Origin of the sequence: Emticicia fluvialis (assembly GCF_024793945.1) — a bacterium.
GTDB classification, from domain to species: domain Bacteria; phylum Bacteroidota; class Bacteroidia; order Cytophagales; family Spirosomataceae; genus Emticicia; species Emticicia fluvialis.
Map to the genome: position 1 here is coordinate 201,642 of NZ_JANUSD010000006.1, position 25,855 is coordinate 227,496.

Annotated in this window: 21 protein-coding genes; 12 read left to right on the top strand and 9 right to left on the bottom strand. The window is 41.7% G+C overall.

What is annotated here, in order from left to right:
• The first annotated feature begins 60 nt into the window (after positions 1-60).
• Positions 61-3,552, top strand: coding sequence for an amidohydrolase family protein (locus NZ848_RS09115; protein ID WP_259015230.1), 3,492 nt, complete (start codon positions 61-63; stop codon positions 3,550-3,552).
• Between the two features lie 87 nt (positions 3,553-3,639).
• Here the strand turns inward: NZ848_RS09115 and NZ848_RS09120 are convergent, their stop codons facing one another.
• On the bottom strand, positions 3,640-4,083 hold the full coding sequence (locus tag NZ848_RS09120; protein WP_259015231.1) for a hypothetical protein: 444 nt from the start codon (positions 4,081-4,083) through the stop codon (positions 3,640-3,642).
• A gap of 244 nt (positions 4,084-4,327) precedes the next feature.
• On the opposite strand from NZ848_RS09120, the gene NZ848_RS09125 reads away from it, so the two are divergent.
• Positions 4,328-5,236: an NAD(P)/FAD-dependent oxidoreductase gene (locus tag NZ848_RS09125; RefSeq protein WP_259015232.1), complete on the top strand. Its 909-nt coding sequence runs from the start codon at positions 4,328-4,330 to the stop codon at positions 5,234-5,236.
• A 151-nt stretch (positions 5,237-5,387) separates the two neighbouring features.
• Here the strand turns inward: NZ848_RS09125 and NZ848_RS09130 are convergent, their stop codons facing one another.
• Together NZ848_RS09130 and NZ848_RS09135 are read right to left on the bottom strand one after the other, a co-directional pair.
• Complete coding sequence (locus tag NZ848_RS09130) at positions 5,388-5,876, bottom strand: GNAT family N-acetyltransferase (protein ID WP_259015233.1); 489 nt, start codon at positions 5,874-5,876, stop codon at positions 5,388-5,390.
• A 24-nt stretch (positions 5,877-5,900) separates the two neighbouring features.
• Positions 5,901-6,818, bottom strand: a complete 918-nt coding sequence (locus tag NZ848_RS09135; RefSeq protein WP_259015234.1) for a lytic transglycosylase domain-containing protein — start codon at positions 6,816-6,818, stop codon at positions 5,901-5,903.
• A 276-nt stretch (positions 6,819-7,094) separates the two neighbouring features.
• Between NZ848_RS09135 and NZ848_RS09140 the strand changes: the two genes are divergently transcribed.
• The 3 genes from NZ848_RS09140 (at position 7,095) to NZ848_RS09150 (ending at position 9,683) form a co-directional block, all read left to right on the top strand.
• The gene (locus tag NZ848_RS09140; protein WP_259015235.1) at positions 7,095-7,703 is read left to right on the top strand and encodes a hypothetical protein; all 609 of its coding nucleotides are present in this window, start codon (positions 7,095-7,097) and stop codon (positions 7,701-7,703) included.
• A 292-nt stretch (positions 7,704-7,995) separates the two neighbouring features.
• Complete coding sequence (locus NZ848_RS09145; protein WP_259015236.1) at positions 7,996-9,177, top strand: BamA/TamA family outer membrane protein; 1,182 nt, start codon at positions 7,996-7,998, stop codon at positions 9,175-9,177.
• 110 nt (positions 9,178-9,287) lie between these two features.
• On the top strand, positions 9,288-9,683 hold the full coding sequence (locus NZ848_RS09150) for a DUF3592 domain-containing protein (protein WP_101724427.1): 396 nt from the start codon (positions 9,288-9,290) through the stop codon (positions 9,681-9,683).
• 29 nt (positions 9,684-9,712) lie between these two features.
• Here NZ848_RS09150 and NZ848_RS09155 read toward each other — a convergent pair whose 3' ends face one another.
• A complete protein-coding gene (locus NZ848_RS09155; protein WP_259015237.1) occupies positions 9,713-10,168 on the bottom strand; it encodes a hypothetical protein in 456 nt (151 codons plus the stop codon).
• Between the two features lie 185 nt (positions 10,169-10,353).
• Between NZ848_RS09155 and NZ848_RS09160 the strand changes: the two genes are divergently transcribed.
• A complete protein-coding gene (locus tag NZ848_RS09160; RefSeq protein WP_259015239.1) occupies positions 10,354-11,010 on the top strand; it encodes a hypothetical protein in 657 nt (218 codons plus the stop codon).
• 24 nt (positions 11,011-11,034) lie between these two features.
• Here the strand turns inward: NZ848_RS09160 and NZ848_RS09165 are convergent, their stop codons facing one another.
• Positions 11,035-11,505: a lipocalin family protein gene (locus tag NZ848_RS09165; protein ID WP_259015240.1), complete on the bottom strand. Its 471-nt coding sequence runs from the start codon at positions 11,503-11,505 to the stop codon at positions 11,035-11,037.
• A 182-nt stretch (positions 11,506-11,687) separates the two neighbouring features.
• Here NZ848_RS09165 and NZ848_RS09170 point away from each other — a divergent pair, with 182 nt between their 5' ends.
• From NZ848_RS09170 to NZ848_RS09185, 4 genes are all read left to right on the top strand, one after another.
• The gene (locus tag NZ848_RS09170; RefSeq protein WP_259015241.1) at positions 11,688-12,209 is read left to right on the top strand and encodes an STM3941 family protein; all 522 of its coding nucleotides are present in this window, start codon (positions 11,688-11,690) and stop codon (positions 12,207-12,209) included.
• A gap of 163 nt (positions 12,210-12,372) precedes the next feature.
• A complete protein-coding gene (locus NZ848_RS09175; protein ID WP_259015242.1) occupies positions 12,373-12,855 on the top strand; it encodes a GyrI-like domain-containing protein in 483 nt (160 codons plus the stop codon).
• Positions 12,856-13,081: 226 nt separating this feature from the next.
• On the top strand, positions 13,082-13,477 hold the full coding sequence (locus NZ848_RS09180) for a hypothetical protein (RefSeq protein WP_259015243.1): 396 nt from the start codon (positions 13,082-13,084) through the stop codon (positions 13,475-13,477).
• Between the two features lie 161 nt (positions 13,478-13,638).
• Positions 13,639-14,562 (top strand): RDD family protein, encoded by a 924-nt coding sequence (locus NZ848_RS09185; protein ID WP_259015244.1) that lies wholly within the window; start codon positions 13,639-13,641, stop codon positions 14,560-14,562.
• Here NZ848_RS09185 and NZ848_RS09190 read toward each other — a convergent pair.
• Positions 14,559-16,622, bottom strand: a complete 2,064-nt coding sequence (locus tag NZ848_RS09190) for a helix-hairpin-helix domain-containing protein (RefSeq protein ID WP_259015290.1) — start codon at positions 16,620-16,622, stop codon at positions 14,559-14,561. The genes NZ848_RS09185 and NZ848_RS09190 overlap by 4 nt on opposite strands.
• Positions 16,623-16,804: 182 nt before the next feature.
• Between NZ848_RS09190 and NZ848_RS09195 the strand changes: the two genes are divergently transcribed.
• Complete coding sequence (locus NZ848_RS09195; RefSeq protein ID WP_259015245.1) at positions 16,805-18,607, top strand: alpha-amylase family glycosyl hydrolase; 1,803 nt, start codon at positions 16,805-16,807, stop codon at positions 18,605-18,607.
• 67 nt (positions 18,608-18,674) lie between these two features.
• Complete coding sequence (locus tag NZ848_RS09200; protein WP_259015246.1) at positions 18,675-20,372, top strand: hypothetical protein; 1,698 nt, start codon at positions 18,675-18,677, stop codon at positions 20,370-20,372.
• Positions 20,373-20,401: 29 nt separating this feature from the next.
• On the opposite strand, the gene NZ848_RS09205 is transcribed toward NZ848_RS09200, so the two are convergent.
• The 3 genes from NZ848_RS09205 to NZ848_RS09215 form a co-directional block, all read right to left on the bottom strand.
• The gene (locus NZ848_RS09205) at positions 20,402-21,664 is read right to left on the bottom strand and encodes a hypothetical protein (protein ID WP_259015247.1); all 1,263 of its coding nucleotides are present in this window, start codon (positions 21,662-21,664) and stop codon (positions 20,402-20,404) included.
• 112 nt (positions 21,665-21,776) lie between these two features.
• Positions 21,777-23,018 carry a hypothetical protein gene (locus NZ848_RS09210; RefSeq protein ID WP_259015248.1) on the bottom strand — a complete coding sequence of 414 codons (1,242 nt, stop codon included), beginning with the start codon at positions 23,016-23,018 and terminating at the stop codon, positions 21,777-21,779.
• Positions 23,019-23,290: 272 nt separating this feature from the next.
• Entirely contained in the window at positions 23,291-25,762 is a 2,472-nt protein-coding gene (locus NZ848_RS09215; RefSeq protein ID WP_253530308.1) for a ribonucleoside-diphosphate reductase subunit alpha, read from the bottom strand.
• Between the last annotated feature and the right edge of the window lie 93 nt (positions 25,763-25,855).

A 25,855-nucleotide genomic window follows, 5' to 3' on the forward strand; every position in this document is an offset into this window, starting at 1 on the left:
AAATCCCCAAATTTTTTAATATTTTTACCAAAAAACACTTCTTAAAAAAACATCTTCTTCATGAAACCTACTATTACTTTTAAGTCGGCACTGATGGGCGTCTGCATCGGTTGCTGCGTGGTGGCGGGTGTCTTTGCTTCTAAAGGCCGTGTGTACTCGCGGTTTTTGCATGCGCTGAACGACACCACCAAACCTACCAAAGACACTATTAAGTATATACGTTACAAAGATTTGCCGCTTAAAGCCACACGTAAACTGAAAACCACTACTACCGAAGGCACCTGGCTGTCGGTCGATGTAAGCCCCGACGGCAAAACCATTGCTTTCGATGTCATGGGCGATTTATTCACCATTCCGTTTGGCGGGGGCAAGGCCACCAATGTTACCAAAGGTCTTGCGTTTGATACCCACCCGCGCTATAGTCCGGACGGCAAAAAGCTGTTGTTCATTTCAGACCGCACAGGGTCAGACAACGTGTGGTACATCGACTTTGAGAAAAAAGACACCATACAGGTTACCAAAGACCGCGACCAGAACTATACCTCTGCCGACTGGACACCCGACGGCAAATACATAGTGTTTTCGAAAGGCCGTATGAATGTGCAACTCTGGATGGTGCATCACGAAAGTGGCGGTGGTGTACAATTGATTGACCAACCCACGAACCTGAAAACCATTGATGCAGCCGTAGGGCATGACGGCCGTTATATTTACTTCTCGCAACGCAGCGGTGCCTGGAACTACAACGCCATGATGCCGCAGTATCAGATAGGCGTGTATGACCGTGATAACGCCAAACGCACCACCATTACATCCAGATACGGCTCGGCCTTTACGCCAACGCTTTCCGGCGACGGCAAATGGCTGGTTTATGGCACACGCTTTGAAGACAAAACAGGATTGGTGTTGAGAAACCTGGATAACGGCGACGAAAAATGGCTGGCCTACCCGATTCAACGCGACGACCAGGAGTCTATCGCAACCATGGGTGTATTGCCGGGCATGGCGTTTACGCCAGACAATAAAGCTGTTGTGGCATCGTATGGCGGTAAAATATACAAAATAAGCATTGATGGTTCTGCTCCGGTGGCTATTCCGTTCAGTGTAGATATGGAAATAGAAATGGGGCCTCAGCTGGAGTTCAAATATCCGGTTTCAGACAGCAGCCATGCGCTCATTACGCAGATACGCGATGCGGTGGCCTCTCCTGACGGTAAAAAACTGGCCTTCACTGCCTTGAATCGCCTGTATGTAGCCGATTATCCGAACGGTACCCCTCGCCTGATAACCACAAACGATTTCACCGAAGCCCAACCGGCGTGGTCGACCGATGGTAAAAGTCTGGTGTTTACTACCTGGGCGCCTGAGGGAGGCCACTTGTATAAAGTAAACGCAGAAGGCACGCCGAATCTGCAAAGGCTGACACAAAACCCTGCCCTTTATGCACAACCCGTTTGGACACCTAAAAACGACCGTATAGTGTTTATCCGTACGCGCCTGCAAACGTTTAAATCATCAATCGGGCCAGGAGCCAACGGTTCAGAAGACGAAATCTGCTGGATAGATGCCAACGGTGGCCCTGTAACGGTTATCGACAAAGCCCGCGATCGCTCCGCGCCTCACTTTGTAAGCAAAACCACCGACCGCATTTATTTCAGTGCAGGCGACGGTGCGCTGCAGTCTATTAAATGGGATGGAACCGACGAAAAAACACACTTGAAAGTAACGGGCATAACTACCTACGGCATGAGCATCGAAGGCGAAGACTTTGCCCATAACTGTATGCTGTCTGAAAAAGCGATGCAGGCTATGGAGGTAAACCGTCCTTCTCCGGCATCACAAATCATTATGGCGCCTGATGGCGAACAGGCACTGGCGCAAATAAACAATGAGATTTACACAATGACCGTACCGCAGACAGGTAAGACTGTGAGTATTTCGGTGGCAGATGCAGGCTCGGCGCAATTTCCGGCTAAAAAGCTGACAGAATTGGGCGGAGAGTTTCCCTCGTGGTCGAGCGATTCTAAAAAAGTGCACTGGTCGCTGGGTCGTTACCACGTGGTTTACGATTTAGAAAAAGCCAGAAATTTTGACGATAGCGTAAAAGTTGCCAAAAAAGCAGAAGAAAAACGAAAGGCGGATTCGTTGAAAATTGTAAAAACTGACACGGTGAAGATAAAAACCGACAGCGTGAAAGTAAAAGATGCCAAAAAGGCCACAGCAAAAAAAGAGGAGCCGAAATACAAACCGCAGGAAACAGAAATAAAAATCTATTTCAAGCGTGATTTACCAACCGGAACTGTGCTGCTGAAAGGTGCCCGAATCATTACCATGAAAGGCACCGAAGTGATAGAAAACGGCGATATATTGATTGAAAACAACCGGATAAAGGAAATAGGCAAAAGCGGAAGCATTAAGGGAGCAGGAAAAGCCAAGGTGATAGATGTGAAGGGCAAAACCATTACGCCGGGCTTTGTGGATACGCACGCTCACATGTGGCCACAATGGGGAATACAGAAGAATCAGGTTTGGATTTATGCTGCTAACCTGGCTTATGGTGTTACCACCACCCGTGACCCACAAACAGCCACTACTGACGTATTTACCTATGGCGACATGGTGGAATCGGGCAAAATTCCAGGACCTAGAATCTACTCTACGGGTCCCGGGGTTGGCTTCTGGGCTTATAATATCAAGGATTCTACCGGAGCCATTAATGCTTTGAAACAATACAGCAAGTATTATGATACGAAGTACATCAAGATGTACCTGACCGGTAACCGCCAGGCTCGCCAGTGGATTATCAAAGCTGCCAAAGACCAGAAATTAATGCCTACAACCGAGGGTGGTCTGAATTACAAACTGAACATGACCAACCTGCTGGATGGGTATCCGGGTCATGAGCATGCTATTCCGGTTTATCCGTTGTATAATGATGTTATCAAAAGTATTTCGTTTTCTCAAATGGCCGTTACCCCTACGCTTTTGGTAGCTTATGGCGGTCCGTTTGCAGAGATTTACTATTTTGAAACCGAGAACCCCTACCACGACAAAAAGATGCAGTATTTTATGCCTTATGAAGAGCTGGCAGAAAAAACGCGTAGAGTAAGTGGCTGGTTTCTGCCGGAAGAACACGTGTTCCAGAAACATGCCAAATCGATGAAATCGATGGTTGAAGCTGGTTCATTGGCAGGTATCGGTAGTCACGGTGAGTTTCAGGGGCTGGGTTATCACTGGGAGTTGTGGTCGATGCAAAGCGGTGGCATGAAGAACCATGATGCCCTGCGTGTAGCCACTATTCTGGGAGCCAAAGCGCTAGGTCTTGACCAGGATTTAGGTAGTATTGAAAAAGGTAAACTAGCCGATTTATTGATTATGGATAAGAATCCGCTGGAAAACATACGTCATTCAAACACGCTGAAAATGGTTATCAAAAATGGCCGCGTGTATGATGCCGGTACTTTAGATGAGGTTTACCCGACCCAAAAGAAACTGCCTCGCACCGAGTGGAATTATGAGAAACCTGCGAATACTACGGGGTTGAATGAGTAGCCCCCAGCCCCTAAAGGGGAGTTTAACAAAAAATGACTGCCTTTACGGCAGTCATTTTTTGTTTTAGATATTCGTATTCAATTTACCTCATTTTAAATAGGACATTCTCAACAGATTGGTAGCTTCCTTGGCGTTTTCGGCGCAGGCCGTACAGAAGGTGCCTCTGCCTTCGGTCGGGGCTTCATATAGCCAATGAAAGGTTTTGGCATATTTGCCGTCGAGGCTGGCTACTCTTAATGTGTTGTTTTTTCGCGGTATTACATACAATAATAAGTTGTTCGGGAATAATACCTTGAAAGCTTTTTCACCATTTAATATACCAACGCCTTCATACTTCAACTTCATGGCTTTAATGTCTCCTTCGGGTGTTTTGTATGAATACTTAATGTCACTTACCTCATTGGCATTAACCCAAAAGGCATAAACTTCAAAGTCTTTAGCGCTGAACTCTCTATAAGCAAAATTGGCAACTCGCTGCCCGTTAACCGCAACGGGCAATACTAATAATAAATAAATCAATAGTCTGTACATGGGTTCTATGGTTTGTGTTTCTGCACAGACTAAAAACTCTATGCCAGTCTTTGCTATTACTTGGCTTGTTGCTTTTTCAGTACCAACACAACTTATTTGCCTTATTAAAATCAGCTTTGTTCAAGCTAAATGGCATATAAGCGGAATCGGATAAGCTAAAACCTACAACTTCCCGAACTTTTATTTTTGCAACAATGTTGCATATTAAAGTTTGATTATTATTCGCTAAACAACACACAAAACTATGAAAAGCAATAATTACTATGATGTCGTTATCATCGGCGGCAGCTATGCAGGTCTGTCGGCAGCCATGAGTTTAGGCCGTGCCTTAAGAAATGTACTGGTTATAGATTCAGGCCTGCCATGCAACAGACAAACGCCGCATTCGCATAACTTTCTGACACAGGATGGCCGAAAACCACAAGAGATTGCCGATATGGCCTTGGCGCAAATCCACCAGTACAAAACCGTCCGGTTCCATAAAGGTCTGGCTATCAATGCTACACAAACGGAGAATATTTTTGTTGTGGAAACAGAAAACGGAGAAACTTTTTCGGCTCGGAAACTCATCTTTGCCACAGGCATAAAAGATACCATGCCTGCTATAAAAGGTTTTGCCGAATGCTGGGGTATCTCGGTTATCCATTGTCCGTACTGCCATGGATATGAGGTTCGGCAACAAAAAACCGGCATCTTAGCCAATGGTGAAGGTGCGCTTCATTATGCCCGGCTGATTAACCAATGGACGAGCGACCTCACTCTTTTTACCAATGGGGCATCCACACTTACAGAAGAGCAAACAGCCAAACTTACCAAACACAATATTGCTATTAAAGAAACGCCCGTCTCCGAAATTATCCATACCAACGGGCAGCTTGAAGCACTGGCTTTTGAAGATGGTACACTTACCGGCCTAAGCGCCATTTATTACAGACCTGCATTTGTACAACATTGCCCCTTACCCGAAAAACTGGGTTGTGAATTGAACGAACACGGTCTCATAAAAATCAGCGGGTTTCAGAAAACCAATTTGCCGGGTGTTTTTGCCTGCGGCGACAACTCACATTCAGGCCGTTCGGTAGCAATGGCCGTATCTTCCGGCTCGATGACCGGAGCATTTGTCAATCATGAATTAATAGAAGAAGACTTTTAAGCCCACAGGCAGGTTTATTGGTGTGAAATGGTTTATTAAGCGTAGATTCACTTTTTCAGCATAAATCTGCTTTTCAAGCAATGAATTAGCAGCTTTTGGTGATTGAGCTTGTGCGAGTGATGCGCACCAGCTCAAACCCCCTTTTGGCTTACTATGGCGTTTCCGGATCTGATTCTACACCTCTGGGCAGGCGCATCTCCAGCAAATGGCCTTTAAACCCTGCTTTTTCGTAAGCCCTTTTGGCAATGAGGTTATCATCATATACTTCAAGGCGAATCTCCGATACATTTTGACGGGCTGCCCATTGCCTCAGGTAGTGCAGAACAGCCTTGTTGATACCCATACCTCTGAATTCAGGCTTTACATACATAAACCCCAGGTAGGCATATATTTCATGGTCAAGATAGTCTTTTGCCTCTTTCAAGAGCGCATAGCCAGACCCGGCCACTTCATTATCTACCTCTGCCACCACCACTTCTGCAGTAGGCAATTCGATGAGCTGCTTTAAGTCATAATAATGTATTTCACCCTTTTTCAGGGTCGGGTCAAATGGGCGTTCCGTTTTTACAATTCCCTGCTCAAATTCCAGAAGCAAATCAATCTCTTCCAATCTGGCCGGTCTTACAGTTATGTTACTCATTTTCTTTAATCTTCTTAAATGCGTTTATTGTTTCTTCGGAATCATGATTTTATACCCCTGCCCGGGTTTAACTTCCAGCATTACATTCATCCATTTATTCTGCTCATAATATTTATCTGTCTTTGCGGCCCCGGGGTTATATACCAGCCAGGGGTTATAATACTTAAGCGTTTTATAGTTAATCTTATATTTTTGGGCAAGTTCTATCAGATTTACATCTTCTTTTATTTCAACAACTTCCAACATTTCAGGAGCGGGACTCTTACTCACTTCATAACCATAAGCAGCCGGATTCTCACAGATTATCTTCAAAGCCAGTATTCTGAACACGTAATCGTTGGTTTCCAGGGTCAGGTGCAAATCATAATAAGACTGCACCCCTTGTGCTTTCTGGGTATTCATAATGCTGGTTCGCCCTGAATTATAGGCGGCGGCAGTGAGGGTCCAGTTATTAAAAGTTTTGTTCAGGTTATTCAGAAAATTACAAGCCGCCTGTGTCGAAAGTTCCAGGTCCCGTCGCTGGTCAACAAATCTTGACACCTCTAATTTATATTCCTTAGCAGTAGTATCTCTGAACTGCCAGAACCCGGCGGCCTTGCCCGAATTGGCGTAGGGCCACAGCTCACTTTCAATTACTGCCAGATAGAAGAAATCGTCCGGCACTTTATTCTTTCTCAGAATACCCATAATACGTTCTTTATAAAGCCCCGCTCTTTGCAATATAGCCAGTGTAGAAGAGTGCTTGTACATGTTTTTGGTTAGCTCCAGCTGTAGTTGCTCATAAACAATAGGGTTATCCAGTGGCACCTTCTCAGTGGCAAAGTCTATTGTAGCCGGAACAGGTGGCAAAGAGATTTTCTGCGCCACTGCCTGCGCCTGCACAGTTCTGAACCCAAACTGGCAAATCAGCAGGCAAATACATACTATTTTTACCTTGTTCATGATAATTGGGTAAGGCTATTGTTCATTTTCTATTATACCAATTGTTGATAGCGGGGGCGCAATAATCTATTTTCTAAAACTGCACCAAATGCTTTTTAACTGACCTTTAATTCTAATTTAAAACCAGTTTTAGGCCGCCTGCTTTACTTTGTTGCATCAAAACAAAGAAACGAAAACGCAAAAAAGTAAACCAGTTAATATAAGATTTTATGACAGCAACTGTATCTGCTCTATTTTAATTAAATCATTATATTATTCTAAAACTCAAATAAGACAATGAAAAAGAACATCATTCTGGCTGGAATCATGGCTCTTCCATTTTTCACCCATGCGCAATCGCTTTCTTCTAACACAATGTTAGTTAATAATTCGGTAACTACTGAATTGGCTATTCCAAAAAATGGAATATTTATCAATGCAGAAGAGTTTCAGAACGGAATGCCGGAATTAGGTTTCGACAAAAAATCAAAACAAAATCATATTCATGAATTTGACAACAAGGTTTTCCTGACCGAAAATACCGAAAAAGCCAGCTTCCCTAAATCGGCTATCTGGGGTTTCCGTAAAAACAATCAGGACTACCGCACTTTCCAGAACACCGACTACGCCGTTGCGTATGCACCAAAAGGCTTGCCAATTTTATTTTACACACTCGGAGAAGTAACCGGTGAAGGAAATATTAAAGACGACATCAACACCACCTATTACTTTAGCCGTAACAGTCAGTCGGCTATTTATCCACTCACACTGGCCAATGTAAAAGAAGTTTTTTCAGACCAGCTTAGCTTTGTAAAAGCCCTGGACGGCTCCGGCTTGTCAGACGACAAACCTATTCATGAAATCAGTAAAGTGCTGGCAGCATACGTGCGTAACAATGTAAATTAGACAAAACAGAAGGGTAAAACCTTTTAAATATATAAATGCTTTAAGGTAGGAATCGCTAAAGGTCAGGAAAAAGAATGATGGGTAGCCTTGCAAAAAAAGATAGGGCAAATACCAAAGGCCCGGTCTATTGACAAGGTTGCTCATCATTAAAAAACTAAAGATTGACCGATAAATCAAAAACTTTCACAAAAATGGTGGTATCTGACCACCATTTTTTGTTTTAAATTGTTTCAGTATAATCACAACCGGTTAAGTTGCCTTGTTAGAATTATACCCGGCACCTGCCTTAAGCATGAGACAACGAACAGTTTTTTTTATTCTATTCTATTTAACACCATTTGTTTTGCTGGCACAGATACCCTACTCTCAGCAAAAAGATGCCAGCGACGTGTTGCGCGAGATATTCCATATAAAAAAGCCAAGAAAGAGCGACTCAACCTCACTAAAAGAAGGTGGCAGGGTAATTGCCATACTCCCTACCCCCGGCTATGCACCGCAAAGTGGTTTTTTTGCGCAGGTAGTTTCTAATGTGGCCATAAGAAATACCAATGCTAACGTATCTATTCTTAATCTGGTAGCAACCTTTACAGAGTTCAGGCAGTCAATATTTCAGTACACAACCAGTTATTTTACCAAAGACAACCGATTTTATTTCTCTAACGATTGGCGATGGATGGACTACCCGCAGGCCACCTACGGGCTTGGAATGAACACAACGAGGCAGAACAAAACAGAGATGAATTTCAGGTACCTGAGATTATACCAGACCCTGATGCGCAGCATCGGGAAAAACCGGTATATAGGTATCGGTTATCAGTACGATTACCACTGGCATATTGAAAGCTACGCACAAGGCACCCGTGTAGAAGAAATTAGTGGTTACAGCAGGGGGGTTAACGGTAAATCGGTTTCTTCAGGCCCTACTATAGCGTTTCTGTACGATAGCCGTACAAATGCCATGAGTGCCACCCAAGGTTTGTATACCAATGTGGTGTTCAGGCAAAACCTGAAAAGCCTGGGCAGTAATACCAATTACCAGTCATTACTGTTAGATGCCCGTAAGTACTTTGATTTGACAGGTAATACGAATCATATACTGGCTCTGTGGTCTTATAATATGTTTACACATGGCAATGTACCCTATCTTGATATGCCAAGCACAGGCTGGGACACAAACGTAAATATGGGCCGCGGGTTTATTCAGGGGCGTTTCAGGGGTAAAAACCTGATGTATTTAGAAGCTGAGTACCGGTTTACTCTAACGCGAAGCCATTTCATAGGTGGCGTTTTGTTTTCTAATATACAGACAGTAAGCGAGATTACCGACAACCGTTTCCGGAAGGCGATTCCGGCCATTGGCACAGGGCTGCGGATACGGATAAATAAGTTCTCAAAGGCCAACCTCGCTATTGATTTTGCTGTGGGAGGAGATGGTTCACGCAATATTTACTTCAATTTTGGCGAAGTTTTCTGATATCATTAAAATATTTATAAAAATAGTAAAAATATTTATAAAATAATTATGACTATTCAAAGTAATAATTATATTTGCCCAAGAATTACTGAACTTTAACCCATGTGACTATGTATTTAGATGTTATCGCCATTACGGGCGTATTTGGCATTCTACCATTGATTGCCGTTGTCGTAATTTTGGGCAGAGCCTACTGGTCATATCAACTATTGATCAAAAAAGGCTTAAAAACAGAAGGTGAGATTATTGACTATGAAGAGTACTCAGACGGTAAAGGGAAAAAGTCCTTTTTTCCTATTATCAGGTTCAAAACTTATCATGGGCAGGAAATCCACCAGCGAACCTCATATGGCCTTAACGCCAGAAACTTTATCGACAAAGGCTCGATTGTCGAAGTAGTGTATTCAGCGAGCAACCCGAACCGTTTTATGTTAAATAAATACAGCCCTCTAAAAACCGAGGAACCTGCATTTTTAGGTTTTATTGTAGGCTTTGGAATGAATTAACAGATGTAAAACCGGAAGATATATATCTTTCAGTTTCTATAAAACATTACCCAAACGGCAATAACAGCCGCAACCAGGATAACAATTTTAGCCCAGGCAGGAAGCCATACCCTGCCCGGGCTTTTTTCGTCATCGCCGGGCTCATCATCTTCATCTGCTATTATGGGCCGGTGCTTCTCCTGCATATAATCGAGATACGCCAGATAAGACCTGAATTGCTCATACCAGGCTATGGTTTCAGGTGTGAGGCTGACAGGCTCGCTGTAAGCATCTGAAAGACTATTGCCATGTATATTTACTATTTTTTTACTGACAAGTATATACAACAGATTCCTGAACTGCTGCTCATTCATGCCGGGTAATTCAGAAAATAGCTCCCGGCAAAGTTCATTATAAGCGGGCACCCCGGTAAAATCTGCTTGCTTTCTTACCTGCCTATCAAATAATACATTGATGATTCTGTCAATCTGCTGATTGGTTGTCATGAACAATGCCGTTTTGGTTGTTGTCAAATATACATTTTGTGTTACTTTCTGTCAATTGTAACCACCTGTTTTTTATGGTCTGCTCTTGTAAAATCAACAAAATTAACGGCAAAATTATGTATATTGGCCGGGGCTTTCAATACAACGCTTAAGGATAAACCCGTATTAAAGAAAATCATTCATTCATGAATTGCTTAATTAACCCTTACAAAGGCCAATTTCTGGCTTTTTTGATGCTTGTGCTAGGCGTCTCTGCCTGCCAGACCATCGGCAAAAAGGTAAAATATTACGCTACCGAAATAACCCTTAAAAACGGCGCAGTGCTGAAAGGCAGTACTTCGCCCATTGCCGGAGACAACTTCAGCTTTAAGGATGCCCAAACCAGCAGTAACTCTATCATTCAAAGTAAAGCTGTTCAGTCAATTATCAAACAGACACCCGACGGGCCTAAAGAATATGCGCAGTTTACCATAATAAATAACAAAAAACGAGGTAAGGTGGAAAACGTTTTGGCGGCGTATGAAGTAAAGGGAGAAGTGAGCCTGATTGCCCATGAAACCAAAGAGCATGTACGAAAAACAAAAGACGTAAACAACCGGATGACCTTTGTAGAAGAAACAGAATTAATAAAACGCCTGTATCTGAAAAAACAAACCGAACCCGGTGCAGAGGTGCCTGCCGGTAACAAAAAAACACAGGTGGAAGAATTTAATGAACTTGCAGTTAATTATTTTGCCGATGCACCCGCCCTTATGGCCAAAATTGGCGGCCCGGGCTATGAAGTAAAAGACATAAAAAAAATAGTAGCTGAATATAACCAGATTAAAGCGAAGAAAAATTGAGGGGTAGCCTGATTCTGATTTAAACTACTTCATCCTAACGTATTTTTCAATGTTTAGCCTTTCAATGTTTGCACTTTCTACTTTTTCAATGCCTTTCTGAACCAGTGTGTCGTTCTTGATTTCAATGGTAAAACTGAAATGGTGCCCCTCCCACTTGCGGGCATTACAATACTCAAGGCTTTCGGTGTAGGTGTTCTCTTTCAGGGTATATGTACCACCACCCGCCGTGAAAACGGCCGTTGTTGAGTCCTTACCACCTTTCAAATCGTGCTGAATAAAAGCAAAATGGGTATCGTTTATAATCTTGATAAAAGAAACCCCTTGGTTGTAATCAGTTACGGTTGTGTCTCCTTTGTCTACCAGTGTACCGCTTAGCAGTTTCCAGGTACCAACAATGGCTGGCGCCTTATTTGTATCGGTTTGTTTGGTACAGGCAAGTAAAACCGCAGCTACCACCATAGAAGCAATTACTTTTTTGAAATAGAGGGTTCTCATACGTTGTAAGGTTATTAAGGTTGAATACGAAAACTAAGGGTTTTCAGGCACTCATCCAAATTTATCGGCCTAATTGCCTTCTCCATAACAGACACTACCAGAATTTTACATGAGTTTGGGTTACATATTTGCGTAATCGAACCATATATTCTAATTTTAGCCTATTACCTTAAACCAAGATTATGAAAACAACCGGCGACCGCATTGAAATTCATCTGAACAAACAACGTCTTATTTTCCTATTAATCAGTGCGCTGGCCTTTTTTGCCGTCGGCATCTGGTTTGTTGCTAACCCCGGATTCTTCAAAAAAGGCATGGTAGGTAACCCTGCTGTAATATCTGGCATAGGCATGCTAACCATAGTTGTTTTTGGCCTCAGCAGCTTTGTGCTTGGCAAAAAAATGATTGACCAACAACCGGGAGTAATTATTGACAAGAGCGGCATTACTGATAATTCGAGCGGCATTGCTGCCGGGCATATTCCATGGAAAGACATCAAAGAGATTAAACCTGCTAAGCTATTTAATAAGAAATTTGTAAACATTGTACTAAAAAAGCCCATCAGTAAAAACAATGGCGCAAAGAAAAAAGGCAAGAAAGACGACGACATAGTCGTGAGCATTTCTAACAATACACTGCAATGCAGTTTTGAAGAGCTTGAAAACTCGCTGAAAAGTGCCTTTGAAAAATACAAAGTCGGTTAATTTAAAACAGACGATTCAATGCCCTAATCATAACATCTACACCAATGCAAGTGGGTTGAACAAAGTGTGAGCGGTACGCTCAGGAAACAAAAACTGGCCGACACACCAAAATTGAGTTAAACTGAATAAAAATGGTTCACTAGCAGTTATAAAAATGCAATTGATGCCGCAACCAAGAATAGAAACGCTAGCAAAAAAGAAGCTGGTTGGCAAACACCTGTCTATGTCTTTTGCCGACAACAAAACGGCAGATCTATGGCGCAGTTTTATGCCCTACCGAAACGAGATTCAGCATAGCGTAAGTACTGACTTGTTCTCTTTACAGGTATATCCACCAGTATTCTTTGATGCTTTTAATCCGGAAGCGTTGTTTGAAAAATGGGCTGCGGTTGAGGTAAGCGACGCGTCTTTTGTTCCGGCCGGTATGGAAGTAATGATTCTTGAAGACGGTTTATATGCCGTATTTACTCATAGAGGGTCCAGCCATGATACCAGCACCTTTCAGTATATTTTCAATACCTGGTTACCTCATTCGGCTTATGTTCTGGACAACCGACCGCATTTTGAATTGCTGGGCGCCAGATACAAAAACGCCAACCCTGAATCGGAGGAAGAATTCTGGATACCTGTTCAATTAAAAAGTTAATTCAGTTATCAGAATCCCTGTCCAGGCAAAATTCTTCTACCCCTATAAACTACAGGTAGTTTAAAAAATCAAGCCTTTGTATAAGCCTCATTAAGGCAAATTTCGTATGAAATTATACAATTCGCTCAGACCACCTCTTTCCGAAAGAGTGGAAATAATTTCACAGTTGATTATGGAATAAGGTTTTTCAGAAATAAATCTGAAAACTATCTTAAACCGTATCAGCATGGAGCTTTACGAACAAATCATCCGGCTTTTTGTATTAGCCATTCCTATTGCCTGTGTGGCTTGGACAGTTACGCATGAAGAGATTTTTAGAGAACCCCGCGAATACTGCAAAAATCAGAGCCAGGCAGGGAAAACCATTCTGCAAAGAAAATTCTTTTATGTATTCACCTGCGAATACTGCTTCAGTTTTTATGTAACTATTCTTTTCGTTATCGTTACCAATTACCAATTGCTCTTTACCGACTGGCGAGGTTATATAATAGCCGTTTTTTCATTGGTCTGGATTGCCAACATTTATATGAGCTTGTTTTTTAATATCAGAATCGGCATCAAAAAAGACGGACTTGAAGCCAAAGTAAAAAAAAAAGAACTGGACGAAATCAGTAAAAGTTAAAAAGCTGAGATTACACGAGGTATGTTTTTTCTATGCTTAATGCCATGGTATTGATAATGTATATACCTGCTAAAAACAACCGGAAAATAAAAAACCTGGCAGTTCTTTGATTAGTACTAAAAAGTTAATACAATTGCGGTATACTCTAAACCGTTGCTGCTATGTTATTGAAAAAGAAAAGTTTCATTATTCTCCTTACTATAGTTTTTGTAATACTGCCTATTCTTTTATTATTGCTTAACATTTATACTGTTACTGCTGACCCACAAAGTATATTTACAATAGTGAAATATTTAAAACACGAATTTTTGCCATTTTATGATATTATGGATGATGAAGTAAATATTAAATATAGTTTAAGTACACTCTTTTATAACACTAAAATAGGTAATCATTTCATCTTTCTTTTTATACCCCTTTTAACTACAGTTGGTATATTGAGATTTCAAAAAACGGGTTCTTTAAGAATTTTACAAGGCTTATTGATAATCATTTTTTTCGAGAGAATACATGCTTTAATATCTTTGGTTGTTGCATTTATAAGAATGTCTGAATATACCCCTTCTTTTATTTATATTACTGTCACTGTAGTAAGTTTGCTTGCAAGCATATTCTCCCTTAACTATATTCGTACGAAGCTAAGCGTTACAATTGCTTCAGATGCTGAAGAATTAGTTGAGCAAAATGTATCTGAAAGATTTTTAAATATGATTATTGATCAGATTGTTATCACCTTCCTCGCCTTTGTCAGCACTTATTGGATAGTTTTAGCCAAGTTTGAGTATAGTAATGTGTCTGATTGGAAGTTTATAATTTATTTCCAAATATGCTATTCACTGCAGTTCTTCCTATATTATTTCATAGTTGAAGGATGTTTTAAAACAACGGTAGGTAAGGTGCTTACGAAGTCTACGATTGTAAACGCTGACGGGGAGTTTATATCGATGGGCAATGCCTTTATAAGAACCCTATGCCGATACATCCCTTTTGAACCTTTCTCTTTTTTGATAGGCAGCCGCGGATGGCATGATTCTGTAAGTAGCACAAGTGTTGTTAAATCATTCTATAAAAATGATGCAGACTAAAAACTGTATCTTAACTGTAATTGAACATCTGATTTGTGATTACCCGGTATTGCATCGTTTCCACTGCCGATGCCTGTCTGATTATGCAGTTGTGTACGGGCATATCTGAGCCAAACGTCTAGGTGCCTGTTCAGATTATACCGTGCAGTGAGATACGTTCGAATGCCTTTACCGTAATAGGCAGGGAAAGAAACGGCATAAAGAACGGTGTTTTCAAAGGCATAAATGCGCGAATCGTAATCGTCAGTGGCAAAGTAGGCAATACGGCCGCTCAGGTTTAATTTTTTTATAGAACCCTCAAAATCCTGCATGAGCGCATAACCTATAGATTTCGCACGTCCTTCATACTGAAAGCTGTTTACCTGCGCTCGTGTTCGCAATCTGAATGACCGATTTACAGAATAATCCAGATTACCCAAAATATTCTCTCTTATGGTATTTACCACAATATCAGTCGGGGTGGTATTATCCGGCAGGTTTTTGCCTTTGTGTTCAGCATGATACTGCGCATAAACCAATACCTTTTTGTTGATTTGCCAGGCAGCTCTCAACAGGTAATCGTACCCATTTGATGGCGCATCAACCAGATACCTTAACCAGGGAAATTTGAAGCGGTCATAAAACCCACTGAAAGTAAGCGATTGGGTGGGCGCATACTTCAAACCCATGTAAATACCCTGCTCGTTGATATTCCGGCTTCCTTCTGCCAGTGCATTGGCATAAAAGCTATGGAAATCCCTGTCATAATGCCTCAAATGTATGGCCCATTCAACCTGCCTGCTTAATGCGGCTATCCAACCACCGGTAAGGCCTTTGCCCCCGCTGCTGCTTTGGGCGGCTTCACCAAAAAAATTGAAATTCTGCCAGGTATAAGTAAAGTTGGCACCTGCTACGGTATTTTCTTTACCTGTAAACTCAAACTTATTATATAGTCTTGGCCTTCGCAACAGCACAGCATCAAACCGGGTGTGCAGTACTGTGGCGCCTATGTATCCGTTAGTAAATCTGAAGGTGCCATTGAAACCAATATTCTGCTCCGTTAGTTGGTTTTTCCGTGCCAGTTCAGTTTCGGTACGATGATACCCCGAAGTAAGTACCGAGCTAAAGTATTCTTCCGTTTCTCCATCTGCCACATCAACGCTTGCATCACGCCTGTTGTAAGCGTAAAAAGCAGTAAGGTCTGTTTTTCCGAGCTGATAAGTGGCTGCAGCGCCTCTCAGATTGCCCCCTTCTAATAAAGAGCTATACGGCCTTATACCCATATTGCTACGCCGTATGGTAGTTACGGCTTCGCTTCCTTTACCAAGAAAAAAACCGGCACCTGCTACCAGCCCCTGCCCGAACTGCACCTGATAATCGCCCAAAACCAGGTTTTTCAGTTTGCCTTTATTTTTTAACTGCAGATGAAAACTGTAAAAATCCAGGTAATTGCGCTCTCCCGCATCTTTCTCGGCAACAAAGCCTAACTGAAAATCTTTAGGGCTACTGAGGCGATATCGCACATATAACTGCTGCGGTGTCCCCGCATAATTGTTTGCGGTAAATCCCTTGCTTTTTTCCAGGGTTTGTGCGCTTCTTAAAACCAGATAATGATCATTTGCCCGGTTTATGCTTGGTAATTGGCTACCTGATTTCGGTCTTACGTCTACAAAAGGCAACAATTGCTGAATAGTAGGTAAATCAAAACCTTTAACGGCCTGTAGTTCATATAAACTCAGAAACGGGCCAAATGCCGCACGATGCGCCAGAAGGTTCTTAATTTGGGTAACTGATAAAAGGTACAAAGAAGCCAGGTCTTCATAGGTAGCCGTATTAAGGTCTATCGGATTCTGGTATAACTGATAAAGCTGTTCGTATAGGTCTTCATAGGGTATGTTCTCCTGTTGCATCGGGAACAGCCTCTGCGTGAACTCATCCAGATTAATTTCAGGCCGTGGGGGTGTCTGTGCCTGGGTGCAGTATACACCAGACAGTATGAAAAAAATGAACGCCGGAAGCTTTTTCGAAAACCAGGCGATGGGAATCGAAATTTTTTCGCAGCAAATATCAAGAAGTGTCACAAGCAATGCCAGAGCTTAGGTTTGTTTTATAATAGCCGTTTATGCAGCAATCAAATATAAACATTTATTTTTTATTGCTCGGCGGCACAAGAGTTATTGTGGATGATTTTACTCAAAAACCTGAAAAATATGATGGCATAGGTTTTTCATATATATAAGGAATAATAACTCTACTTAAAAATATGCACAACATAGAAAAACAAACCGAAATTTACATCAATGAGATGGGTTCTACCCCCCATCAACATGGCGTTTTCTTCAGGGTTTGGGCTCCGCATGCCGACTATGTGTCGGTCGTTGGAAATTTTAACGACTGGAACGAAGGGGCAAACCCGCTCATAGCCGGTGAGAACGGCTGTTGGGGTGTAAACGTAGAACATGCGAAAGAAGGAGACCAATACAAATTTTTTATTAAGAATGGCGAGTTGAATCTTTACAAAAATGACCCCTACGCCAGGCAGGTAACCAGTTCGGTAGGGAATTCGATAGTTTATAATCCGAAAAAATATAATTGGGAGAATGTTAATTACCAGATTCCGTCATGGAACAATCTGGTAATATATGAATTACATATCGGCACATTTAACCGCAGTAATGCCGATACCGTTGGCACTTTTCATGATGCTATCAGAAAACTGCCCTATTTGCAAAAACTGGGCATAAACGCAGTAGAAATAATGCCTCCGTTCGAATTCGCAGGGGGGCTGTCGTGGGGGTATAACCCGGCGCATCCTTTTGCTATTGAAACCGAATACGGCGGCCCGGTAGCATTTAAAGATTTTATAAAAGAAGCGCATAAATTGGGCATTGCAGTTATTCTTGATGTAGTATATAACCACTTTGGCCCTTCAGACCTTGACTTGTGGCAGTTTGACGGCTGGCAGGAAAACGGCAAAGGGGGAATCTATTTTTATAACGACTGGCGGTCGACAACCCCCTGGGGTGACACCCGCCCCGACTACGGCCGCCCCGAGGTTGGCCACTATATAAAAGACAATGCCCTGATGTGGCTGGATGATTATAAAGTAGATGGCCTGAGAATGGACATGGTACCGTATATAAGAAACGTACATGCCGACGGGAACCCCGCACATGATTTGCAGGAGGGAGTGAACATGATTAAATGGATTAATAACGATATTCATGAGAGATACCCCAATGCCCTGGTAATAGCCGAAGATATGCACGGGCATGATTTCATAACAGACCAGGTGCAGTCTGGCGGGTTGGGATATGGCGCACAATGGGATGCCGATTTTGTGCACCCGCTAAGGAATGTGCTGACACAGGCCTCTGACGAGTACATTGACATGAATCTGCTTTGCTCGGCACTTTTAAACAGGTATAGTAATGATGCCATGCGAAGAGTTATTTTTACGGAGTCGCATGACGAAGTTGCCAACGGTAAATCAAGGGTAGCGGAAGAGGTTGAACCCGGTAATGCAACCGGTTGGTATGCACGCAAAAAGGCTACTTTGGGAGCGGTGCTTGTGCTTACCTCGCCTGGTATCCCGATGATATTTCAAGGCCAGACACTACAGGAAGGCAGTTGGTTTCAGGATACTGACCCACTGGATTGGGGTCGTTTGGATGAGGTTTCGGGGATATCCAATATGTATAAAGATTTGATACACCTGCGCCGTAATCTGACTGGTGTAACCGCCGGGCTAATGGGCCAGCATACCGAACTTCTGGCTTGTGACCATGACGCCAAGCTGTTGGCATTTCAGAGATGGCAAAACGGCGGAAGTAAAGATTCTACTGTTGTAATACTCAACTTCTCACATCAGGCAAGAGAGAATTACCAGGTTCGTTTACCTGCAGAGGGTAAATGGGTAGTACGCTTTAATGGCGATGCCGAAGTTTATGGTGCAGACTTTGCCCATACCCATTGCACAGAGACCGAGGCAGTTCTTAAAGAAGATGCCTTTATAGCTGAAATTTCAATTGGGCCATACAGTGCCCTGGTTCTTTCGCAAGACTAAATTCACGCTAAACAGAAGGGCTGTATTGCTAGCGATACAGCCCTTCTGTTTTTAATCAACCACTGCTATGACAATCAAACATCGATGGCAAAGAATTATAATCGGAATAATAATCGGCATTTTAGTTTTACTGCTTCTGCTGACCATCGGTGGTTACTTCTTTTTGAAACCTTTGGTTACTGACCGTGTCAGCAAAGGTGTATTGAGAGCCTCAGACGGGCTGTATCAGCTTTCGTTTTCTGATATACAATATAATCCGGGTATGGGCGAAATTGTGATTAAAAACGCAAATTTAAGGCCTGACACCAATGTCTACAAAAGACTGCACGCAATTAAAAAAGCGCCAGATAACCTGATGCTGATTGAAGTACCTACCATAAAGCTGACGGGGGTGAATCTGTTGCAGGTGGTTTTTCAACGAATATTAGATATAAATACAATACACGTTCACGCGCCCACCATTCAGGTGCTTTACAAAGGCCTGAAATATAATTTGCCGCCGGATTCAACCAAACAAAAGACGCCTTACCAGTTAATATCGAAGTTTGTAAAATCATTACACATTAAACGTGTAACACTAACGAATGTGGATTTTACCTACGAAAACCGGCAGAATGCAAAGCCGAAAAAAAGTACGGTTAAAAATCTTGATGTTGAGATTACGAATATACTGGTGGATTCTGCATCTGACAGGCCCTCAAAAAAAGTTTTATACGCCGACGACTACACATTTAACATTAAAGCAGCTGAATTACCAACCAAAAATCATTTTAATACCCACGCTTTTAAAAACATTGTTTTTTCGCTTAAAAACAGATTTTTAACTATTGAAGAATATCACCTTAAACCGCGTGCCAGCAAAATGGCTTATGCTAAAATGTCTGGCGGGCGCAACCACACGGAGGTAATATTAAATAATATTGTAATAGAAGACATCCGGCCGGAGATGCTGTTCCCGGATACTAAACTTTATGCAGGTTCAGTACGTATTAATAAGGGGCTTGTGCAGATATTTAAGAACAAGGCTCACCCGGTGCTGGAACGCGACAAAACGGGCGAATACCCGCATCAGCTGCTGAAAAAGCTGGATTTACCCCTAAACATTGACACCGTTTTTATCAATAACACCAAGGTTGATTACTCTGAATATGACCCGGAGGTAAAACTGACCGGCTTCATAAGCTTTAACCGGATTAATGGCAAGATTACCAATGTTACAAACGACAGCCTGCCACTGGCAAAAGACCCGGTTATGCGGGCACAGTTTTATAGCTACTTCATGAATCGTGGCAGCCTTGATGTGGCATTTACTTTTAATATTCCTTCAAAAAAGGGAGATTTCACCTGTCAGGGTCAGCTGGGCAATTTTGAGGGTACTTCTATCAATAACATTACGGTAGCGCTTACCAAGGTAAGTGTGCAGTCGTTGAAGATAAACAAATATGTTTTCAGACTGAAAGCGGATGATTACCGCGTAACCGGCACAGGCACCTTACATTACGAAAACCTGAAAGCAACCATATTGAAAGTAAATAAAGATACAGTAGAAAAAAAACCGAGATTCCGGCTCTTTAAAAAGCGTGCGCTGCCTACCTTTCTGGTCAATAATCTGGTGTTAAAAGACGCTAACCCCCGCAAGAATAATCAACTAAAAACAGGCACTATCAATTACAAGCGCCCGCGGACCAAATCTTTCTTTGGCGCTATCTGGGGTGGTTTGTCTCAATCGCTTTTTCAGAGCGTTACGGGTACTGTGAAGGATTAAGATACCCAATAGCATACATTTACCGACGGTTACTTCTTATTGGCACTGTTATAGAGCAGGTAGGTAAGGTTTAGCTGAAAACTAAGTTTTTCTGCGTATATATCATCAATGAGTAGCTTTGAATTTTTGTAATAAAATATAGATACCTGTTCTCTTTTACCTTTTGGAAGCACTTTCACATTAGCTGAAAGTAGAAAGTTTTTCCACTTCATTCCTGCTTCTCCTACTGCATATACGCTAAGCCTGCTACCTGAAACAGATTTTATATCAGGATAAGAAACGAGCGTTTTAGCATTGATACCTATGCCAACAATTGGTTTAAAGGCGTATCGGCTGCGAAATTCATGCCTGACTTTTGGTAAAAAATTCAGGTAATAAAGGCTGGATGAAAAGTGATTAGCATCACTCTTAATGACTTCACGATTAAGATAGACTTCCATTACAAAACTTTCTCTGTGAAAGTTCCTTATGGATGAAACAGTGGCATTAATCCCGACCAGCAAGTTCGGCACACTGGTTCTTGTTTCGAAATATTGATTTACATTGTAATTCTGAATGAATATATTTCTATCATTTGCCAAACCCGCCATTAATCCAAAAGCAAAACCAGCTTTATCTTTTTTCTTCTTCACATAACAGGTATAATTACAGCCGATACACTCATTGAACTCAATAAATTTATCCATCAGGTCCTCAAGTGAAAATTCTATGCTTCTGGTTTTTATCGTCTTTCCACATTGGCTGAAAAGTTCTTCCAGCTGCTTTTGAAAGACTTTATTGTTAAGCAAATAGGTTTTCTTGTTTCTATTCTCGTCTAATAAATACTGTAAAAAGAAATGATTTATTAACTCTGTTATTTTCTGGCCTTCTTTATAAAAGAAGTGGTTTTTGTTATTAGAATCTCTTACCGACAACAAACTATAATCTGACTTCAATAAAACTAAAAAAGCTAACAAGGTATCCTTCCTGATATGTAAATTGCGATCGTAGAGCAATTCGTTCTTCAAGACTGGCGTAACATCTAAATCAACTCTTCCTACCAGGTAGCTTTCTTTTCCTGATATTCCAAAGGCTACCAGTTCACTGATATGATAAATCTCCTCGGGCCCATCTGCATTTTTAAAATTGATGCTTACCGGGTTAACCGCCCAGTTCAGGTCATCAATTTTACCTTTCAAGGTGTCAGTCTGGTTTTTTAAAATAATGAAGCCATCTACATAGTTTTTCTGCGAGAAAGCATAAGAAGAAATTAGAACAAGTATAAGAAGGGTGGTGGTCTTGATAGAGTACATTTGCTTTATTTAGTTACAGCTATTTCAAAAAGTATGCATACGAACAAATTATGAAATTTCAGATTAATAACAATGACGTTCCAAATAATTATTTTGCCTGAGAAGGCCTAAGCTATCTTTTCTTCTTAGCGCTGTTATAAAGCAGATAGGTAAGTTGAAGCTGAAAGTTAACGCGTTGGTAACTGATTACATCTAGTACTTCGGCAACTTTAGTATAGACAATTTTTACATCTTCATTTTTGTGCATTGGCTTTACCTTAATACGAGCCGCAATAAGAAAATTATTTAATTTAACCCCACCTTCACCTATCAGGAACAAATTTATCTTGTTACCCATGTAAGATTTATCTTCCATCCGAGAAACCATATACTTAAAATTAACCCCGGCTCCTACAAAGGGTTTCATGATGGCATGGCTTATAAACTGATGTCTGACAAGCGGAACGAAATTTAGATAGGTAAAAGTTGCAGAATAGTTGTTAGTTTCGTTTTTGATGCTTTCCTGGTTAATAAATGCCTCAATTAAGAGAATATTTCTATTCAGATTTCTTCTTGATGAAATAGAAAAATTCAGGCCATATAGCAAGGATGGTGCTTTAGTTTTTGCTTCAAAATAATTGCGCTCATAGTAATCATTGTGTGAGAAAAAGTTCCTTTCGCTGGAAATACCGGCCATCAATCCAATTGTTAAAACAGCTTTATCCGCCTTTTTCTTAACATAACAGGTGTAGGTACAACCTATACATTCACTAAACTCAATAAACTTATCGGTCAAGGCCTGTATTTCAAATTCTGTGTTATTAACCTGAATTTTCCTGCTACATTGATTAAACAATAACTCTAACTGCTTCTGATATAGCTTGTTATTAAACTCATATACTTTTTCGCCTCTCTTTTGCAAAAACTTATGATTAATCAGCTCAGTTATCTTCTGATGATCTTTGTAGAAAAAATGCTCTTTGCTGGTTTCATCTTTTAAATATAACAGGCTATAATCTGCCTTTAACAAAACAAGAAAAGGGAGCAGCGTATCTTTTTTCACTATCAGGTTACGATCCTGGAGTAAAGCAGTACTTTCGAAAGGCGTAATGTCCAGATCCGCTTTTTCAACTATATAACTTTCTTTTTCAAATAATCCAAAAGCCTTCAGCTGGCTGATGCTATAAGATTCTTCTATGTTTTGAACATTTTTAAAATTGATGCTTACCGGGTTAACCGCCCAGTTCAGGTCATCAATTTTACCTTTCAAGGTGTCGGTCTGGTTTTTTAAAATAATGAAGCCATCTACATAGTTTTTCTGCGAGAAAGCAGACAAAGAGATACAAACAAAAAGCAATGCTTGCAGGATTTTCATAAAGCGTGTTCAGTGGTTTTATATTTTAGGCCAACAGGAAAAGTTAGTATATACGTAACTGGCTCCAATTTAATAAAAAACTGAATCAGACCGAATATAAGCTGCAAATAATAATTTTATGGTAATCTGTGTAGGCTATACACATTGACTAATCACAATGACAGCGTATAACAGTTTACGGTATACCTGTTATAAACAGCCCGGCACAAAAAAAACCACCTTTTGCAAGGTGGTTTTCACTGAATAATTAAGAAAGAAAGAAGTCGGAATCCTTATGAGCCACACATTTCGCACCCTTCAGGGTTATCAAGCGAGCATTGCATAGCAGCGTATTGATAGTCTCCGTCACCACTAAAAGTAGAGGCGGCAGCAGCTTTAGCCGTTTGTTCTTCGGCATATTTAGCATAATCCAGAGGTTTTTCCTCTACGGTTGTAACGGCCGGTACTACCTCTGCAATGGCTTGTCTGTCTACTGTAAATTTAACAGCATCAGCAGCAGCCTTGGTGCGTAAGTAATACATACCGGTTTTCAGACCTGCTTTCCATGCATAGAAGTGCATAGAGGTAAGCTTACCGAAATTGGCGTTTTCCATAAAGATATTCAACGACTGACTCTGGCAGATAAATGCTCCGCGGTCGGCCGCCATATCAATAATGGTTTTTTGCTTGATTTCCCACGCAGTTTTGTAGATTTCCTTCAAATTTTGTGGAATTTCGGCTATTGCCTGTACAGAACCGTTAGCTGCAATCAATTTGTTTTTCATGGTATCGTTCCACAAGCCGATTTTCACCAGGTCTTTCAGCAAATGCTTGTTTACTACCACAAACTCACCCGATAGTACACGACGGGTATAAATGTTTGACGTGTAGGGCTCAAAACATTCGTTGTTACCCAATATCTGGCTGGTTGATGCCGTTGGCATCGGAGCTACCAATAATGAGTTACGCACACCGTTTTGCTTCACTTGTTCACGAAGCACTTCCCAGTTCCAGCGACCTGACGTTGGTGTAACACCCCACATGTCGAACTGGAAGATACCTTGCGAAATCGGAGATCCCTCCCATGTAGCATAAGGTCCTTCTTTAATGGCCAATTCCATCGATGCCTCCATGGCAGCAAAGTATATCGTCTCGAAAATGTCTTTGTTTAACTGACGGGCCTCGTCAGACTCAAACGGCATTCTTAAGGTGATAAACGCATCAGCAAGACCCTGTACACCCAAACCTATAGGACGGTGGCGAAGGTTACTTTTTTCTGCTTCCGGAACAGGATAGTAATTAATATCTATAACTTTATTCAGGTTACGGGTAATTACTTTCGTAACCTCATATAATTTCTCGTGGTCAAATTTCAGGAAGCCTGTTACCGTGTCTTTCACTATATATTTCGGCAAGGCTATAGAGGCCAGGTTACATACAGCTACTTCGTCAGGCGATGTATACTCGATAATCTCGGTACACAGGTTTGAAGATTTGATGGTACCCAGGTTTTTCTGGTTCGATTTCTTATTGGCTGCATCTTTGTATAGCATGTAAGGCGTACCGGTTTCTACCTGCGACTCCATGATGGCAAACCATAGATCCTGTGCTTTGATAGTCTTGCGGGCGCGGCCTTCAAGCTCATATTTCTCGTACAACTTCTCAAACTCTTCGCCGTAGCATTCTGACAGACCCGGCGCCTCATGAGGACAGAACAACGACCAGGTGTCGTTGGCCTCTACGCGTTTCATGAAGAGGTCAGATATCCATAGTGCATAGAACAAGTCACGTGCACGCAACTCTTCTTTGCCGTGGTTTTTCTTCAGGTCAAGGAAATCAAAGACATCAGCATGCCAGGGTTCCAGATAAATAGCAAATGAACCTTTGCGCTTGCCACCTCCCTGGTCTACATAACGGGCGGTGTCGTTAAAAACACGCAACATAGGCACAATACCGTTAGATGTACCGTTGGTGCCTTTAATGTAAGAACCAGTGGCGCGTACGTCATGTATAGCCAGACCAATACCACCGGCCGATTGTGATATCTGCGCAGTTTGGCGCAGGGTATCATAAATACCTGTGATACTGTCTTCTTTCATGGTTAACAGGAAGCATGAAGACAGCTGTGGCTTAGGCGTACCCGCATTAAATAAGGTTGGAGTAGCATGCGTAAACCAGCGCTCAGACAGCAACTCGTAAGTTTCAAGTACTCTATCAATATCATCTCCATGAATACCCACCGATACACGCATCAGCATGTGTTGCGGGCGTTCAACAATCTTACCGTTTAGTTTAAGCAGGTATGATTTCTCAAGGGTTTTATATCCGAAATAATCATATCCGAAATCACGATCATAAATAATGGCAGAATCAAGCGTTGCCGCGTGTTTCTGAATCACTTTCCAGGTGTCTTTGGCAATCAGAGATGCATTCTGCCCGGTCTTTGGGTCTACGTACTGATACAACATTTTCATGGTACCAGAAAAAGACTTCAAGGTATTTTTATGAAGGTTAGAAATAGCAATCCGTGCAGCCAGAATGGCGTAATCGGGGTGCTTTGTGGTCATCGAAGCGGCAGTTTCTGCGGCAAGGTTATCCAGTTCAGAGGTATTAACACCATCATAGATACCGGCTACAACTTTCATGGCTACTTCAACGGGTTGGACAAATGCCGGCTCAAGGCCATAGCACAAACGCTCGATACGAGCAGTGATTTTGTCGAACTTTACCGACTCTCGGCGGCCGTCTCGTTTAATTACATACATAAGGTCGTCTCTGTAAGGGGTTTGGATTCAAAAAAAACAATTCTGACCAAGCACAAACGGCCCAGACACGTTTAAAAATTACAGCATTATAAC